The sequence below is a fragment of the Enterobacter cloacae complex sp. SHL020 genome (genome assembly GCF_049236945.1).
GTDB lineage: Bacteria > Pseudomonadota > Gammaproteobacteria > Enterobacterales > Enterobacteriaceae > Enterobacter > Enterobacter dykesii.
On sequence record NZ_JBMKJF010000007.1, the window covers coordinates 19062 to 34083 of the forward strand.

Sequence of the window (15022 nt, forward strand, 5' to 3'; positions counted from 1 at the left end):
AGGGTGAGGTCAACCGCCCGCACGGGGTAAAAACTACACCTGCCCAACATACAAATAAATCGCCAAAAAGTGGCATACGCTGCCGCCAAGCACAAAGCCGTGCCAGATGGCATGGTTGTATGGGATGCGCTTGCAGACGTAGAAAATCACGCCGAGCGAGTACACCACGCCGCCTAAGGCCAGAAGCGTCACGCCACCTACCGACAGTTTGATTGCCAGTTGATACACCACAATCAGCGACAGCCAGCCCATTGTCAGATAGGTGACCAGTGACAACACCTTAAACCGGTGCGCGATGGTCAGCTTAAACAGGATCCCCAGCAGTGCCAGGCTCCAGATAACAATCATCAGGCCACGCGACAGCGGTGAGTTGAGCCCCACCAGCAGAAACGGTGTGTAGGTGCCTGCAATAAGAAGATAGATAGCGCAGTGGTCAAATTTCTTGAGCCACATCTTGGCCCGCTGATGCGGGATCGCGTGATACAGCGTCGACGCCAGGAACAGCAGGATCATACTCCCGCCATACAGGCTGTAGCTGGTAATGGCCATCGCGCTGGCATTGGCGTCTACCGCCTGCACCAGCAATAACACTAAACCGACAATCCCAAACACCAGGCCAATACCGTGGCTGATGCTGTTGGCTACTTCCTCAGCCAGCGAATATCCCTGTGCGATTAATGGTCTACTCACCATACAAAACTCCGGGAAAACAAAAGATGATTATTCATCGCATAACTATGCTAACTGAGAATGATTCCAGTGAACACCTGTTAGCCAAAATAAAGTTAAACATAACGTTTCTAAATTACAATCAGACAGTTACACTTTAATTTCAGCGAACGTGCGTTTCGATTTTAATTATAAACATTTAAAATCAATCACATAAAACTGGTTCTGCCTGGGGTAGATCTCTGAGATCACGTTTTTCAATGCATCCAGGGTCATGTTCTCCTGTTCAGCATGTTTTTGCGTCAATGTATCGAACGTAACGGTTGACGTTCCCGTTACTTCGATGGTGCAAAAATAACCATCATCCTCATAACGCCCCACCCGCAGGATATCGCCGGTTTTGAAATGGGATTCACTTTTATCCCGGATAGTGATGGTTTTACGTCCGGCCAGAATGTCGTCCTGAAAACGCTGAAAAAAAGTGATGTCGTTTGGCTGCATGTTATTATTCCCTGAAGAAAAGTCTGATGAGTGAGTGTAGCCATTGTGAGCATGTTCTCCCATTCCGCCATTGCCAGTCTCAATAACCTGGAGATGATGGTCTACAACTATGTCATAAAAAATCGTGACAAAGTGATGTACATGACCATCCGCGAGCTGGCGGATGCGGCAGACGTCTCAACCACCACTATCCTGCGCTTTTGCCGCAAGCTTAACTGCGAAGGGTATTCTGAATTCCGCGTGCGATTTAAGCTTTATCTTGAACAGAACGAGCCCCAGCAGGCGAACTTCGGCGCCAGCGAAATAATCAGCTTCTTTAAAAGCGTAAATAATGAAGAGTTCGACGCGTTATTAGATAAGGCGGTTGATATTATTTTATCGTCAGAGCGAATTATATTTGTCGGTGCCGGAACATCGGGTTCGCTGGCAAAATATGGCGCACGCTTCTTTTCTAATATCGGGAAATTCAGTAACCATATTGATGATCCTTATTTCCCGGTCACCAATGATATGGCGAAAAATGCGCTGGCGATTGTGCTTTCCGTCTCGGGCGAGACCGAGGAGATCCTGCGCTTCGCCAGCCAGTTCAGCCTGCATCACTGCAAGGTGCTCTCGATAACCAGCCACGAGCACTCGCGTCTCGCAAAACTGGCGGACTTTAATCTCTCCTGGCACGTTCCTCAGACGCGTATTGCAGGCGTCTACGACATCACCACGCAAATTCCCGTCATTTATATTCTGGAATCTCTCGGACGTAAACTGGCGAAGAAACTCACAGAATAAAACACCCTGTTTTTTTGATGTAACAAATCACATTTACTGTGAATTGTTATATCGTGACATTCAATTTCGCTTTGCTAGACTCGATGCCAATAAGCCATTTATTGAGAAGAGCAGCGATGAAAAAATTAACCTTACCAAAAGATTTTTTATGGGGCGGCGCGGTTGCCGCTCACCAGGTTGAAGGCGGCTGGAACAAAGGCGGCAAAGGGCCAAGCATTTGTGACGTATTGACCGGCGGCGCGCACGGCGTGCCGCGCGAAATCACGCAGGAGGTGGTACCGGGTAAATACTACCCCAATCATGAAGCTATCGATTTCCACGGTCACTATAAAGAAGACATCAAGCTGTTTGCCGAGATGGGCTTCAAGTGTTTCCGCACCTCTATCGCCTGGACGCGCATCTTCCCGAAAGGTGACGAAACGCAGCCAAACGAAGAGGGGCTGAAGTTCTACGACGACATGTTCGATGAGCTGCTGAAATACAACATCGAACCGGTGATCACCCTCTCCCACTTCGAAATGCCGCTGCACCTGGTGCAGGAGTACGGTAGCTGGACCAACCGCAAAGTGGTCGATTTCTTCGTGCGCTTCGCGGAAGTGGTTTTTGAGCGCTACAAAAACAAGGTCAAATACTGGATGACCTTCAACGAAATCAACAACCAGCGTAACTGGCGCGCGCCGCTGTTCGGCTACTGCTGCTCGGGCGTGGTCTATACCGAACACGACAATCCGGAAGAGACCATGTATCAGGTCCTGCACCACCAGTTTGTGGCCAGCGCCCTGGCGGTGAAAGCCGCGCGCCGCATCAACCCGGAGATGAAGGTCGGCTGCATGCTGGCCATGGTGGCGCTCTATCCGTTCTCCTGCAAGCCGGAAGACGTGATGTTCGCCCAGGAATCGATGCGCGAGCGCTATGTCTTTACCGACGTCCAGCTGCGTGGTTACTACCCATCCTACGTGCTGAACGAGTGGGAGCGCCGCGGCTTCTCCATAAAAATGGAGGCAGGCGACGAGCAGATCCTGCGTGAAGGGACCTGCGACTACTTAGGTTTCAGCTACTACATGACCAACGCGGTGAAAGCGGAAGGCGGTACCGGCGATGCGATTTCCGGTTTCGAAGGCAGCGTGCCAAACCCACACGTGAAAGCATCCGACTGGGGCTGGCAGATCGATCCGGTAGGCCTGCGCTATTCCCTGTGCGAACTGTACGAGCGTTATCAGAAACCGCTGTTTATCGTAGAAAACGGCTTCGGTGCCTACGATAAGGTGGAAGAAGACGGCAGCATCAACGACGACTATCGCATCGACTACCTGCGTGCCCACGTGGAAGAGATGATCAAAGCCGTGACGCACGATGGCGTGGATCTGATGGGCTATACGCCGTGGGGCTGTATCGACTGCGTGTCATTTACCACCGGCCAGTACAGCAAGCGCTACGGCTTTATCTACGTGAACAAGCACGACGACGGCACGGGCGACATGTCGCGTTCCCGCAAGAAGAGCTTCGAGTGGTATAAGGGCGTGATTGCCAGCAACGGCGAGAAACTTTAACGCCGGGCGGCGCTACGCTTGATCCCCTCTCCCCTTTGGGGAGAGGGTTAGGGTGAGGGGCTTATTTCCCGCCAGCCAACTCAATAAAACTGCCCGTTACGTACGACGCCTTCTCGCTCAGCAGCCAGACAATCGCCTGCGCCACCTCTTCCGGCTGGCCGCCGCGCTGCATCGGCAGCAAGGATTTCACGCGATCCACTCGCCCCGGCTCTCCGCCGGACGCATGAATATCGGTATAAATCAGCCCAGGACGTACGCAGTTGACGCGAATGCCCTGCGCCGCCACCTCCAGCGACAGCCCGGTTGTCAGCGAATCCACCGCCCCCTTCGACGCGGCGTAATCCACATATTCACCCGGCGCGCCCAGGCGCGACGCGGCGGAAGAGACGTTCACTATCGCCCCGCCCTTGCCGCCATGCTTAAAGGACATGCGTTTTACCGCTTCCCGGCAGCAGAGAAAGTAGCCCGTGACGTTGGTCGCCAGAACACGGTTAATGCGCTCTGCGGACAAATTCTCGATAGTCGATTGTTCAAACAGAATGCCCGCATTATTGACCAGCGCACGAAGCGGCTCGCCTTCACGATCGAGGCTGTCAAACATCGCCAGCACCTGGGCTTCATCACTGATATCTGCGCGGACGGCAAAGGCTTTACCGCCCGCTTCAACGATCTGGTTGATAACGTCCGTCGCGGCTTTAATGTTGTGATGATAGTTCACCGCCACGGTGTAGCCTTCGCGCGCCAGCTGCAGCGCGGTGGCTTTCCCAATTCCGCGGCTGGCGCCGGTGACCAGTGCAATTGCCATTTTCTTCTCCCAATAAAAAAGCCGGGTGGCGCTTACGCTTACCCGGCCTACAGTACGGCAAGAAATTACTGGTATTCGCTCATCGGTACGCAGGAGCAAAACAGGTTACGGTCGCCGTAGACGTCATCGAGACGCTTCACGGTCGGCCAGTATTTGTTTGCCACGCCTGCCGGGAAGACCGCCAGCTCACGGGAGTAACCGTGGTTCCACTCTGCCACCATTTCGTGCTGGGTGTGCGGGGCGTTAACCAGCGGGTTATCTTCCAGCGGCCACTCACCGTCCTGCACGCGGTCGATCTCCATGCGGATGGCCAGCATCGCGTCGATAAAGCGGTCCAGCTCTGCTTTGCTTTCAGACTCCGTTGGCTCCACCATCAGCGTGCCCGCAACCGGGAACGACATGGTTGGCGCGTGGAAGCCGTAGTCGATCAGGCGCTTGGCGATATCCAGCTCGCTGATGCCGGTCTGCTCTTTCAGAGGACGAATATCGAGGATGCACTCGTGCGCCACGCGACCGTCGCGGCCGGTATAGAGCACCGGGAAGGCGGACTTCAGGCGAGTTGCAATATAGTTAGCGTTCAGGATCGCCACCTGGCTCGCCTGCTTCAGCCCTTCCGCGCCCATCATGCGGATATACATCCAGCTGATTGGCAGGATAGAGGCGCTGCCGAACGGTGCCGCAGAGACCGCGCCCTGACGGGTTAGCATGCCTTCAATCTGCACCACGCTGTGGCCAGGCACAAACGGCGCCAGGTGCGCTTTCACGCCGATTGGGCCCATGCCCGGTCCGCCGCCGCCGTGAGGGATGCAGAAGGTTTTGTGCAGGTTCAGGTGCGACACGTCCGCGCCGATAAAGCCCGGAGAGGTAATGCCCACCTGAGCGTTCATGTTCGCGCCGTCGAGGTAAACCTGACCGCCGAACTGGTGCACCACTTCGCACACTTCACGGATAGTCTCTTCGTACACGCCGTGGGTGGACGGATAGGTCACCATGATGCAGGAGAGCTTGTCGCCTGCCTGCTCGGCTTTCGCGCGCAGGTCGGCCAGATCGATGTTGCCGTTCTTATCGCACGCCACCACAACGACTTCCATACCCGCCATCTGGGCAGAGGCCGGGTTGGTACCGTGGGCGGAGCTTGGGATCAGGCAGATATCGCGGTGACCTTCATTGCGGCTTTCGTGATAGTGACGGATTGCCAGCAGGCCCGCGTATTCGCCCTGCGCGCCGGAGTTCGGCTGCATGCAGAGCGCGTCATAACCGGTCAGCTTCACCAGCCAGTCGGAAAGCTGGTTAATCATCACGTGATAACCTTCCGCCTGCTCCGGCGGGCAGAACGGGTGCAGCTCGGAGAATTCAGGCCAGGTGATCGGGATCATCTCTGCCGCGGCGTTCAGCTTCATGGTGCAGGAGCCCAGCGGGATCATCGCCTGGTTCAGCGCCAGATCCTTGCGCTCCAGAGAGTGCATATAGCGCATCATCTCGGTTTCGCTGTGGTAGCGGTTAAAGACCGGATGCGTCAGGATCGCATCGTTACGCAGCATGCTTTCCTGAATGGAGCGGCTGTCGAGCGCGACCTCTTTGTCGAGCGCATCAATGTCCAGACCGTGCGCATCACCCAGCAACACGCTGAACAGGTTCAGGATATCGTCGCGGGTGGTGCTTTCATCCAGCGTAATGCCGACGGCGTTGTGGATGTCGCTGCGCAGGTTGATCTCTTCCGCATTCGCGCGCGCCAGCACGGCGGCTTTGTCCGCCACTTCCACACACAGGGTGTCGAAGTAGTGAGCGTGGCGCAGCTTAAGGCCTTTCTGCTGCAGGCCGCAGGCCAGAATATCGGCCAGACGGTGAATGCGGCTGGCAATACGCTTCAGGCCAGCCGGGCCGTGGAACACGGCATACAGGCTGGCGATGTTTGCCAGCAGCACCTGGGAGGTACAGATGTTGGAGTTCGCTTTCTCGCGGCGGATGTGCTGCTCGCGGGTTTGCATCGCCATGCGCAGCGCGGTGTTACCGGCAGCGTCTTTTGAGACGCCGATGATACGGCCTGGCATAGAGCGTTTGAATTCATCTTTCGCGCCGAAGAACGCCGCGTGCGGGCCGCCGTAGCCCATCGGCACGCCGAAGCGTTGCGCAGAACCGAATACGATATCTGCGCCCTGTTTACCCGGCGCCGTCAGCAGCACCAGCGCCATAAAATCTGCGGCAACGCTGACAACCACTTTGCGGGATTTCAGCTCGGCAATCAGCGCGCCGTAGTCGTGAACTTCACCGGTGGTGCCTACCTGCTGCAGCAGCACGCCAAAAACGTCCTGGTGATCCAGCACTTTGTCGGCGTCGTCGACGATCACGTCAAAGCCGAAGGTCTCTGCGCGTGTACGCACCACGTCCAGCGTCTGGGGATGCACGTCCGCCGCCACGAAGAAGCGGTTGGCATTTTTCAGCTTGCTCACGCGTTTTGCCATCGCCATCGCTTCGGCGGCGGCGGTCGCTTCATCCAGCAGCGAGGCGGAGGCGATATCCATTCCGGTCAGATCCAGCGTCACCTGCTGGAAGTTCAGCAGCGCTTCCAGACGGCCCTGGGAGACTTCTGGCTGATAAGGGGTGTAAGCGGTGTACCAGCCCGGGTTTTCCAGCATGTTGCGCAGGATAACCGGCGGCAGCTGCACGTTGGTGTAGCCCATGCCAATGTAAGACTTATAGCGCTTGTTCAGGCCTGCGATAGCCTTCAGCTCCGCCAGCGCGGCGAATTCCGTGGTGGCTTCCCCCACCTGAGGCGGCGTGGCAAGCTGGATGTCTTTTGGCACAATCTGGCCGATCAGTGCGCTTAATGAATCCGCGCCAACCGTCTTCAGCATCTCCTGCTGTTGCTGAGCATCCGGCCCAATGTGACGTTCGATGAAGGCGCCACGGTTTTCAAGCTGGCTTAAAGTCTGTGTCATGAGCGATGGTTCCTGAAACGTGCAGTGAATTTAAGTTCCCTCTCCCTCTGGGAGAGGGTTAGGGTGAGGGGAAGATGGGCACCCTCGCCCCTGCCCTCTCCCGAAAGGAGAGGGGGATAAACGATTACTCGTCTTCTAACAGTGCTTCGTACGCGGTCGCATCCAGCAGCGCGGCAACCTGAGATTCGTCGCTGGCTTTGATCTTGAAGATCCAGCCGCCTTCATAAGGCTCGCTGTTCACCAGCTCTGGCGAATCGCTCAGCGCGTCGTTGACGGCAACGATTTCGCCGCTTACAGGAGCGTAGATATCAGAAGCCGCTTTTACGGACTCCGCCACGGCGCAGTCGTCGCCCGCGCTAACGGTCGTGCCCACGTCAGGCAGGTCAACAAACACCATGTCGCCCAGCAGCTCTTGCGCGTGCTCGGTGATCCCTACGGTGTAAGTGCCGTCCGCCTCTTTGCGCAGCCACTCGTGTTCTTTGCTGTATTTCAGTTCTGCTGGCACATTGCTCATTGAAGTTCTCCTGATAAAAATGATTAGGCGACCGGCTTACCGGCGCGAACAAAAATAGGTTTGGTCACGTTGACCGGCATTTCGCGGTTGCGGATTTGCACCACCGCCGTTTCGCCAATGCCCGCCGGCACGCGTGCCAGTGCAATACTGTAGCCCAGCGTCGGGGAGAAGGTACCGCTGGTGATCACGCCTTCGCGAGGATTGCCGTCAGCATCGGTAAAGCGCACCGGCAGTTCGCCGCGCAGCACACCCTTCTCGGTCATCACCAGGCCCACCAGCTGTTCAGTGCCCTTCTCGCGCTGCATCTCCAGCGCTTCACGGCCAATAAAGTCACGGTCAGCCGGTTCCCACGCGATGGTCCAGCCCATGTTGGCGGCCAGCGGAGAGACGCCTTCGTCCATCTCCTGACCGTAGAGGTTCATGCCCGCTTCCAGACGCAGCGTATCGCGCGCGCCCAGACCCGCAGGCTTCACGCCCGCTTCCACCAGCGCACGCCAGAAATCAGCGGCCTTCTCGTTCGGCATCGCAATTTCGTAGCCCGCTTCACCGGTGTATCCGGTGGTGGCGATAAACAGATCGCCCGCCTGCACGCCGAAGAACGGCTTCATGCCAGCGGTGGCTTTACGCTGCTCGTCGTTAAACAGAGAGGCGGCTTTCGCCTGCGCGTTCGGCCCCTGCACGGCGATCAGCGACAGATCGTCACGGACGGTGATGTCGATGGCATAAGGTTCGGCGTGTTGGGTGATCCAGGAGAGGTCTTTTTCGCGGGTGGCGGAGTTTACAACGAGGCGGAAGAAATCTTCAGTGAAGTAATAGACGATAAGGTCATCAATCACGCCGCCCGAGGCATTCAGCATGCCGGTATAGAGCGCTTTACCCGGCGTTTTCAGTTTGGCGACGTCGTTTGCCAGCAGATAACGCAAAAACTCCCGGGTGCGGCTACCGCGCAGATCGACAATCGTCATGTGGGACACGTCGAACATACCGGCATCGGTGCGCACCGCGTGGTGCTCATCAATCTGCGAGCCGTAGTGCAGCGGCATCATCCAGCCATGGAAGTCCACCATGCGGGCGCCGCATAACACGTGTTGTTCGTACAAAGGAGTCTGTTGAGCCATCTTGTCCTCGTTGAAAAATTCACCGTGAAACCCGGTGTCGGCCCCGTTACCTGGCGCCGACGCAAACGTTCTCTTTTACCCGAACTTACCACCGAAACCGGCGGTTAACCATAAGGTAAAACGGGTCATCACATTAGCTTATGACCAAAAAACGCTAAAAAGCCTACAGAGTTATTCACTGGAAAAATGCGATTAACCCCGCACAAAATTAACAATGATCTAACAGGATTTAGCACATGGTGATATTTCGTGCGGAAAAACGGGCCGAATTTCCGTAACATAAAATCTCGCAGATTAGATTTTCTAATGCGAAAAATGACGTGAAATTAGAATATTTCAAATGAGGGTATTTCCCCGGCGCAGAGACCGGGAAAATAAAGTGTGACAGGGGTCTAAATTAACGTAGCCAGTCCGGCAGGTCGTTAAGACCCATCGCCTGACGGAGGAGTTGAGGTTTAACACCCGGAAGGGTGTCAGCAAGCTTGAGGCCAATGTCGCGCAGCAGTTTTTTCGCCGGATTCGCCCCGGCAAACAGCTCGCGGAAGCCCTGCATGCCCGCCAGCATCATCGCCGCACTGTGCTTGCGGCTGCGCTCGTAGCGACGCAGGTAGAGATGCTGGCCGATATCTTTGCCTTCGCGATGCAGGCGACGCAGTTCCTCAACCAGCTCAGCCGCGTCCATAAAGCCGAGGTTAACGCCCTGCCCGGCCAGCGGATGAATGGTATGCGCCGCATCCCCCACCAGCGCCAGACGGTGCGCCGCAAACTGACGCGCGTAGCGGCCGGTTAACGGAAACACCTGCCGCTCGCTTTCAAGGGTGCACAAGCCAAGGCGGTTATCAAAGGCCACGCACAGCGCCTGGTTAAAGGCCTCCGGCGCCGCCTCCTGCATCAGCCGGGCTTTCTCCGGCACCAGGGACCATACAATCGAGCACAGGTGCGGATCGGCAAGCGGCAGGAACGCCAGAATGCCGTCGTTGTGGAAAATCTGCCGCGCCACGCCGCCGTGCGGTTCTTCTGTGCGGATCGTCGCGACCAGAGCGTGATGACGATAGTCCCAGAAGGTCAGCGGGATATCGGCTTTATTACGCAGCCAGGAGTTGGCACCGTCAGCACCGACCACCAGCCGCGCGGTCAGCATATCGCCGCTTTGCAGGGTGATAAACGCCTCGTTTTCGCCCCATGCCACCTGCTGGATCTGCGCAGGCGCAATCAGCGTCACGTCGCTGCACTGCTGTGCTTTCTGCCACAGCGCGTGGTGGATCACCGCGTTTTCGATGATATGACCCAGATGGCTGTAGCCCATGCTTTCGTCATCAAAAGCAATATGACCAAAGCTGTCTTTATCCCACACTTCCATGCCGTGATAGCAGCTGGCGCGCTTCGCCACAATATCTGCCCAGACGCCAAGGTGCGTCAGCAATTTCTCGCTGGCGGCATTGATCGCCGAGACGCGGAGTTCCGGCGGGGCATCCGGGGCAACGGGCTGGGGCTGCTTTTGCTCCAGCACCGCCACGCGCAGGCCGCTGCCCTGTAAACCACAGGCCAGCGCCAGTCCAACCATACCGCCGCCAACGATGGCGACATCAACAATTTGCACGGTGATAACTCCTTAACGCGCGACCCAACCAAGAGTCCGCTGCGCCAGCACGTCACGTGCCGGAATGAATAGTTCCATCGCCATCAGCCCTAGGTTGCGGCCCGCAACCAGCGGCGCCCAGCGATTGGCAAAGAGATGGACCAGGCCATCGGTCACACCGATGGTGGCCTCTTTATCCGCCTGACGGCGCTTCTGGTAATGGCTGAGTACCGGGTATGCGCCACAGTCTTTTTGTTCGCCCCATGCCTGCGCCAGTGATTCGGCCAGGCTCATGACGTCGCGTAAGCCAAGGTTAAAGCCTTGCCCCGCAATGGGATGCAGCGTCTGCGCAGCGTTACCGACAAGCGCCAGACGATGGGAGATGGACTGAGACGCCGTGGTCAGCGAAAGCGGGTAAACCGCCCGCTGTCCAGCATGGGTAATACGCCCCAGCCGCCAGCCAAAGGCTTTCTGGAGCTCGGTACAAAAACGTTCGTCGGACCAGGCCTTCATCTCTTCGGCCTTATCCTGCGGGTGACACCAGACCAGGGAACAGCGCCCGTCCGACATCGGCAGCATCGCCAGCGGGCCATGCTGCGTAAAGCGTTCAAACGCCCTACCGTGGTGTTCAGCTGCGGTAGAGACGTTCGCAATGACCGCCACCTGACCGTAAGGCTGCTGGCGCCACTCCACGCCGCACTGGGCGCCGAGCGACGAGCGCGAGCCGTCCGCGGCGACCAGAAGCTGGCCTTCAAGCACGGTGCCGTTTTCCAGCGTCACGCTGACCGACGCCTCACTGCGGCTCACGCTGGCCACGCGCGCTGGACAATGCAGCGTGACGCCCGGCGCATCCTGGAGCAGACGAAACAGACGTAACCCGACATCGTGCAGCTCAACAACCTGACCCAGCGCGTCAATGCGGTAATCCTGCGCGTCCAGCGTGACAAAGCCAGCATGGCCGCGATCGCTCACGTGGACGGTTTTGATTGCCGTGGCGCAGTCGGCGATGGCCTGCCAGATGCCAATGCGGGACAGCTGCTGGCAGGTGCCCTGCGCCAGGGCAATCGCGCGGGAATCAAAACCGGGATGATTCTTTGCCTGCGGCGCGACGGCTTCCACCAGGTGCACCGCAAGCTGCCCCTTCGTCAAATGCGAAATGGCCAGCGCCAGCGTGGCCCCGGTCATGCCGCCGCCAACGATAATCACGCTCATGCGCGTGCCGCTGCCATCAGCGCCTCGATATCGTCAGCGTTTTTCACGACGCTCGCGGTCAGGTTTTCGTTACCGGTTTCGGTAACCACAATGTCATCTTCAATACGAATGCCAATCCCGCGGTACTCTTCAGGCACGTCGGCATCCGGCGCGATATACAGGCCCGGTTCCACGGTTAACACCATGCCCGGCTCCAGCACGCGCGAACGGTCGGTGCCGTACGCGCCAACGTCATGCACGTCCAGCCCCAGCCAGTGGCTCAGGCCGTGCATGAAATACGGTCGATGCGCATTTTCAGCGATCAGGGTGTCGACCTCCCCTTTCAGGATCCCGAGCCTGACCAGACCAGTAATCATGATGCGCACCACTTCGCCGGTCACTTCCTGGATGGACGTACCCGGACGATACAGCCTGAGCGCCGTCTCAAGGGATTCGAGAACAATGTCGTAAATCGCGCGCTGTGCCGGCGAGAATTTACCGTTCACCGGGAAGGTACGGGTGATGTCCCCCGCGTAGCCCTGATATTCGCAACCGGCGTCAATCAGCACCAGATCGCCGTCGCGCAGCGCGCTTTCGTTTTCGGTGTAATGCAGAATGCAGCCGTTTTCTCCGCCGCCAACAATGGTGTTGTAGGAGGGATAACGCGCGCCGTGGCGGTTAAATTCGTGGTGAATTTCGCCTTCCAGCTGGTATTCGAACATCCCGGGACGGCACTTTTCCATCGCGCGGGTGTGCGCCAGGGCGCTGATTTCACCCGCACGACGCATCAAATTCAGCTCTTCTTCAGACTTGAACAGGCGCATCTCATGCACCACCGGACGCCAGTCCGTCAGCGTGGCGGGTGCGGACAGGTTCTGCCGCGAGCCTTTGCGCAGCTTATCCAGCGCGGTGAAAACAATCTCATCGGCGTAGGCATATTCGCCCTGCGCGTGATAGAGCACGTCGAGGCCGTTAAGCAGCTGATAGAGCTGCTGATTGATTTCGCTAAACGCCAGCGCGCGGTCAACGCCCAGCTTTTCCGGTGCGGCCTCCTGGCCTAAGCGGCGGCCAAACCAGATTTCGGCCGTCAGATCGCGCACGCGGTTGAAAATCACGCTGTGGTTGTGGGTGTCATTGCTCTTAATCAGCACCAGCACCGCTTCCGGCTCGTTAAAGCCGGTGAAGTACCAGAAATCGCTGCTCTGGCGATAGGGATATTCGCTGTCGGCGCTGCGCGTGACTTCGGGCGCAGCAAAAATCAGCGCGGCGCTGCCCGGCTGCATTGTTGCCAGCAGCGCCTGACGGCGGCGCGAATACTCTTGACTCGAGATAACCATGACACCCTCCTGTGCGTTATTTTTCTTAATGTAAGGTTGGCTTGCGGACTTCCGGCGCGGTCGGCTGAGAGCGCGTGAAGTTGTCGTGGCACAGCAATGCCGCCACGCGCACGTACTCGATAATCTCTTCAAGAGACATTTCCAGCTCTTCCTGGTCTTCGTCTTCATCGTAGCCAAGCTGGGCGATGTTACGCAGGTCGTCGATCGCTTCACCCGCTTCGCCGGTCACTTTATCCAGTTTAGGCTGCGTCACGCCCAGCCCCAGCAGATAGTGGTTTACCCAGCCGGCCAGCGCGTCGGCGCGATCGAACACGCTGACGTCGTCGCCTTCAGGCAGATAAAGCTGAAAAAGGAAGCCATCGTCTTCCAGCGAATCGCTGGTTGCGGCGTGCATTTTACGCAGCGCTTCCGCCAGCTCGTGACCAAACGCCAGCCCTTCATTCGTGAGGTCGTGGATCAGCGGCTGCCATGAGCTGTCGCTGTTTCCGCCGCACAGCATGCCACTGATCAGACCGTGCATTTCGGCAGGGGTTAAACCGACTCCCTGCTGGTTCAGTAACTGGTTTAAATCCTTGTAACCAGGCATTTCGTTCTGTATAGACATGCGCATTCGTCGTCATTGGGGGGAAGTTTCATGATATGCTACCACTTTGGACCCTGGTGATACCAGAAAAGGGCTTGTATCTTCACATCAGGGTAGCTATAGTGTCGCCCCTTCGCAGCCCCCGGGGCATCAGGCGAAGGCAGCGCAGTCAATAAGCAGGAAGGTGGCATGTCTGCACAACCCGTCGATCTCCAGATTTTTGGCCGTTCACTGCGAGTGAATTGTCCGCCTGAACAAAGGGATGCTTTGAATCAGGCTGCGGACGATTTGAATCAGCGGTTGCAAGATCTAAAAGAACGCACTAGAGTCACAAATACTGAGCAGCTGGTTTTCATCGCCGCGTTGAACATCAGCTATGAACTGACTCAGGAAAAAGCGAAGACCCGCGACTACGCGGCAAGCATGGAGCAGCGCATTAAAATGCTTCAGCAGACCATAGAACAGGCACTGCTTGATCAAGGTCGCAATCCCGAAAGACCGGGACCAAAGTTTGAATAACACTTCTCAGTTGACTATGGTAGAGTAACTGTGAAGACAAAATTTCTCTGAGATGTTCGCAAGCGGGCCAGTCCCCTGAGCCGATATTTCATACCACAAGAATGTGGCGCTCCATGGTTGGTGAGCATGCTCGGTCCGTCCGAGAAGCCTTAAAACTATGACGACACATTCACCTTGAACCAAGGGTTCAAGGGTTACAGCCTGCGGCGGCATCTCGGAGATTCCCTCTCTTTTCTTCTACCGACTACCATGACCCAATTCCCTGAAGTTTCTGCTTCACGCCAGGACATCCGTCAGTTAATTCGTCAGCGCCGCCGTGCGTTAACCGCCGATCGGCAAGCGCATTTTGCCCAGCAGGCCGCCGCCCGTATGATGGCGTATCCCCCTGTCGTGATGGCGCACACCGTTGCGCTGTTTCTGTCATTTGATGGAGAGCTGGATACCCAACCGCTGATAGAGCAGCTCTGGCGCGCCGGGAAGAAGGTCTATCTGCCGGTGCTGCACCCGTTCAGCGAAGGTAATTTGCTGTTTCTGCACTACCATCCGCACAGCGAACTGGTGGTAAATCGCCTGAAAATCACCGAACCGAAACTCGACGTGCGCGACGTGCTGCCGCTGTCACAGCTGGATGTATTGATTACACCGCTGGTGGCGTTTGATGAACAGGGCCAGCGTTTAGGGATGGGCGGCGGTTTTTATGACCGGACGCTGCAAAACTGGCAGCAGTACGGGTTGCAGCCGGTGGGCTACGCGCATGATTGTCAGGGCGTGGAGGCGTTGCCGGTGGAGAAGTGGGATGTGCCGTTGCCGGCGGTGGTGACGCCATCAAAATTATGGGAATGGTGAATCAAACGTGCGGCCTGATGCCCTCACCCCAGCCCTCTCCCTGTGGGAGAGGGTGAAAACATAAAAAACGGTAACTATCGTTACCGTT

Annotated in this window: 14 protein-coding genes and 1 other RNA gene; 5 read left to right on the top strand and 10 right to left on the bottom strand. The window is 57.0% G+C overall.

Going from position 1 to position 15022, the window contains the following annotated elements; translation table 11 throughout:
* Positions 1–33 precede the first annotated feature (33 nt).
* Positions 34–693, bottom strand: a complete 660-nt coding sequence (gene trhA, locus ACOTZB_RS16780) for a PAQR family membrane homeostasis protein TrhA (protein WP_033146591.1) — start codon at positions 691–693, stop codon at positions 34–36.
* Between the two features lie 165 nt (positions 694–858).
* On the bottom strand, positions 859–1170 hold the full coding sequence (gene yqfB, locus ACOTZB_RS16785; RefSeq protein WP_023309102.1) for a N(4)-acetylcytidine aminohydrolase: 312 nt from the start codon (positions 1168–1170) through the stop codon (positions 859–861).
* 51 nt (positions 1171–1221) lie between these two features.
* Between yqfB and ACOTZB_RS16790 the strand changes: the two genes are divergently transcribed.
* Together ACOTZB_RS16790 and bglA are read left to right on the top strand one after the other, a co-directional pair.
* Positions 1222–1953 carry a MurR/RpiR family transcriptional regulator gene (locus ACOTZB_RS16790; RefSeq protein WP_032660101.1) on the top strand — a complete coding sequence of 244 codons (732 nt, stop codon included), beginning with the start codon at positions 1222–1224 and terminating at the stop codon, positions 1951–1953.
* Between the two features lie 116 nt (positions 1954–2069).
* Positions 2070–3503: a 6-phospho-beta-glucosidase BglA gene (bglA, locus tag ACOTZB_RS16795; RefSeq protein WP_045355607.1), complete on the top strand. Its 1434-nt coding sequence runs from the start codon at positions 2070–2072 to the stop codon at positions 3501–3503.
* Positions 3504–3564: 61 nt separating this feature from the next.
* Here bglA and ACOTZB_RS16800 read toward each other — a convergent pair whose 3' ends face one another.
* The 8 genes from ACOTZB_RS16800 to ACOTZB_RS16835 form a co-directional block, all read right to left on the bottom strand.
* On the bottom strand, positions 3565–4308 hold the full coding sequence (locus tag ACOTZB_RS16800) for an SDR family oxidoreductase (RefSeq protein WP_047650195.1): 744 nt from the start codon (positions 4306–4308) through the stop codon (positions 3565–3567).
* A 65-nt stretch (positions 4309–4373) separates the two neighbouring features.
* Entirely contained in the window at positions 4374–7247 is a 2874-nt protein-coding gene (gene gcvP, locus ACOTZB_RS16805) for an aminomethyl-transferring glycine dehydrogenase (RefSeq protein ID WP_421627852.1), read from the bottom strand.
* 124 nt (positions 7248–7371) lie between these two features.
* Positions 7372–7761 (bottom strand): glycine cleavage system protein GcvH, encoded by a 390-nt coding sequence (gene gcvH, locus ACOTZB_RS16810; RefSeq protein ID WP_008499718.1) that lies wholly within the window; start codon positions 7759–7761, stop codon positions 7372–7374.
* A gap of 23 nt (positions 7762–7784) precedes the next feature.
* Positions 7785–8879 (bottom strand): glycine cleavage system aminomethyltransferase GcvT, encoded by a 1095-nt coding sequence (gene gcvT, locus ACOTZB_RS16815; RefSeq protein ID WP_048991676.1) that lies wholly within the window; start codon positions 8877–8879, stop codon positions 7785–7787.
* 397 nt (positions 8880–9276) lie between these two features.
* Positions 9277–10479 (bottom strand): FAD-dependent 2-octaprenylphenol hydroxylase, encoded by a 1203-nt coding sequence (ubiI, locus tag ACOTZB_RS16820; protein ID WP_421627854.1) that lies wholly within the window; start codon positions 10477–10479, stop codon positions 9277–9279.
* Positions 10480–10491: 12 nt separating this feature from the next.
* Positions 10492–11670: a 2-octaprenyl-6-methoxyphenyl hydroxylase gene (gene ubiH / locus ACOTZB_RS16825; protein WP_421627856.1), complete on the bottom strand. Its 1179-nt coding sequence runs from the start codon at positions 11668–11670 to the stop codon at positions 10492–10494.
* Positions 11667–12980: a Xaa-Pro aminopeptidase gene (pepP, locus tag ACOTZB_RS16830; protein ID WP_421627954.1), complete on the bottom strand. Its 1314-nt coding sequence runs from the start codon at positions 12978–12980 to the stop codon at positions 11667–11669. Before pepP ends, ubiH begins: the two co-directional genes overlap by 4 nt.
* Before the next feature lie 31 nt (positions 12981–13011).
* Positions 13012–13590: a YecA family protein gene (locus ACOTZB_RS16835; RefSeq protein WP_029739212.1), complete on the bottom strand. Its 579-nt coding sequence runs from the start codon at positions 13588–13590 to the stop codon at positions 13012–13014.
* 168 nt (positions 13591–13758) lie between these two features.
* Here ACOTZB_RS16835 and zapA point away from each other — a divergent pair, with 168 nt between their 5' ends.
* The 3 genes from zapA (at position 13759) to ACOTZB_RS16850 (ending at position 14934) form a co-directional block, all read left to right on the top strand.
* Complete coding sequence (zapA, locus tag ACOTZB_RS16840; protein ID WP_006811891.1) at positions 13759–14088, top strand: cell division protein ZapA; 330 nt, start codon at positions 13759–13761, stop codon at positions 14086–14088.
* Between the two features lie 41 nt (positions 14089–14129).
* A non-coding RNA gene (gene ssrS / locus ACOTZB_RS16845) (6S RNA) lies at positions 14130–14313 on the top strand.
* A 24-nt stretch (positions 14314–14337) separates the two neighbouring features.
* Positions 14338–14934, top strand: a complete 597-nt coding sequence (locus tag ACOTZB_RS16850) for a 5-formyltetrahydrofolate cyclo-ligase (protein WP_047650183.1) — start codon at positions 14338–14340, stop codon at positions 14932–14934.
* Positions 14935–15022 lie beyond the last annotated feature (88 nt).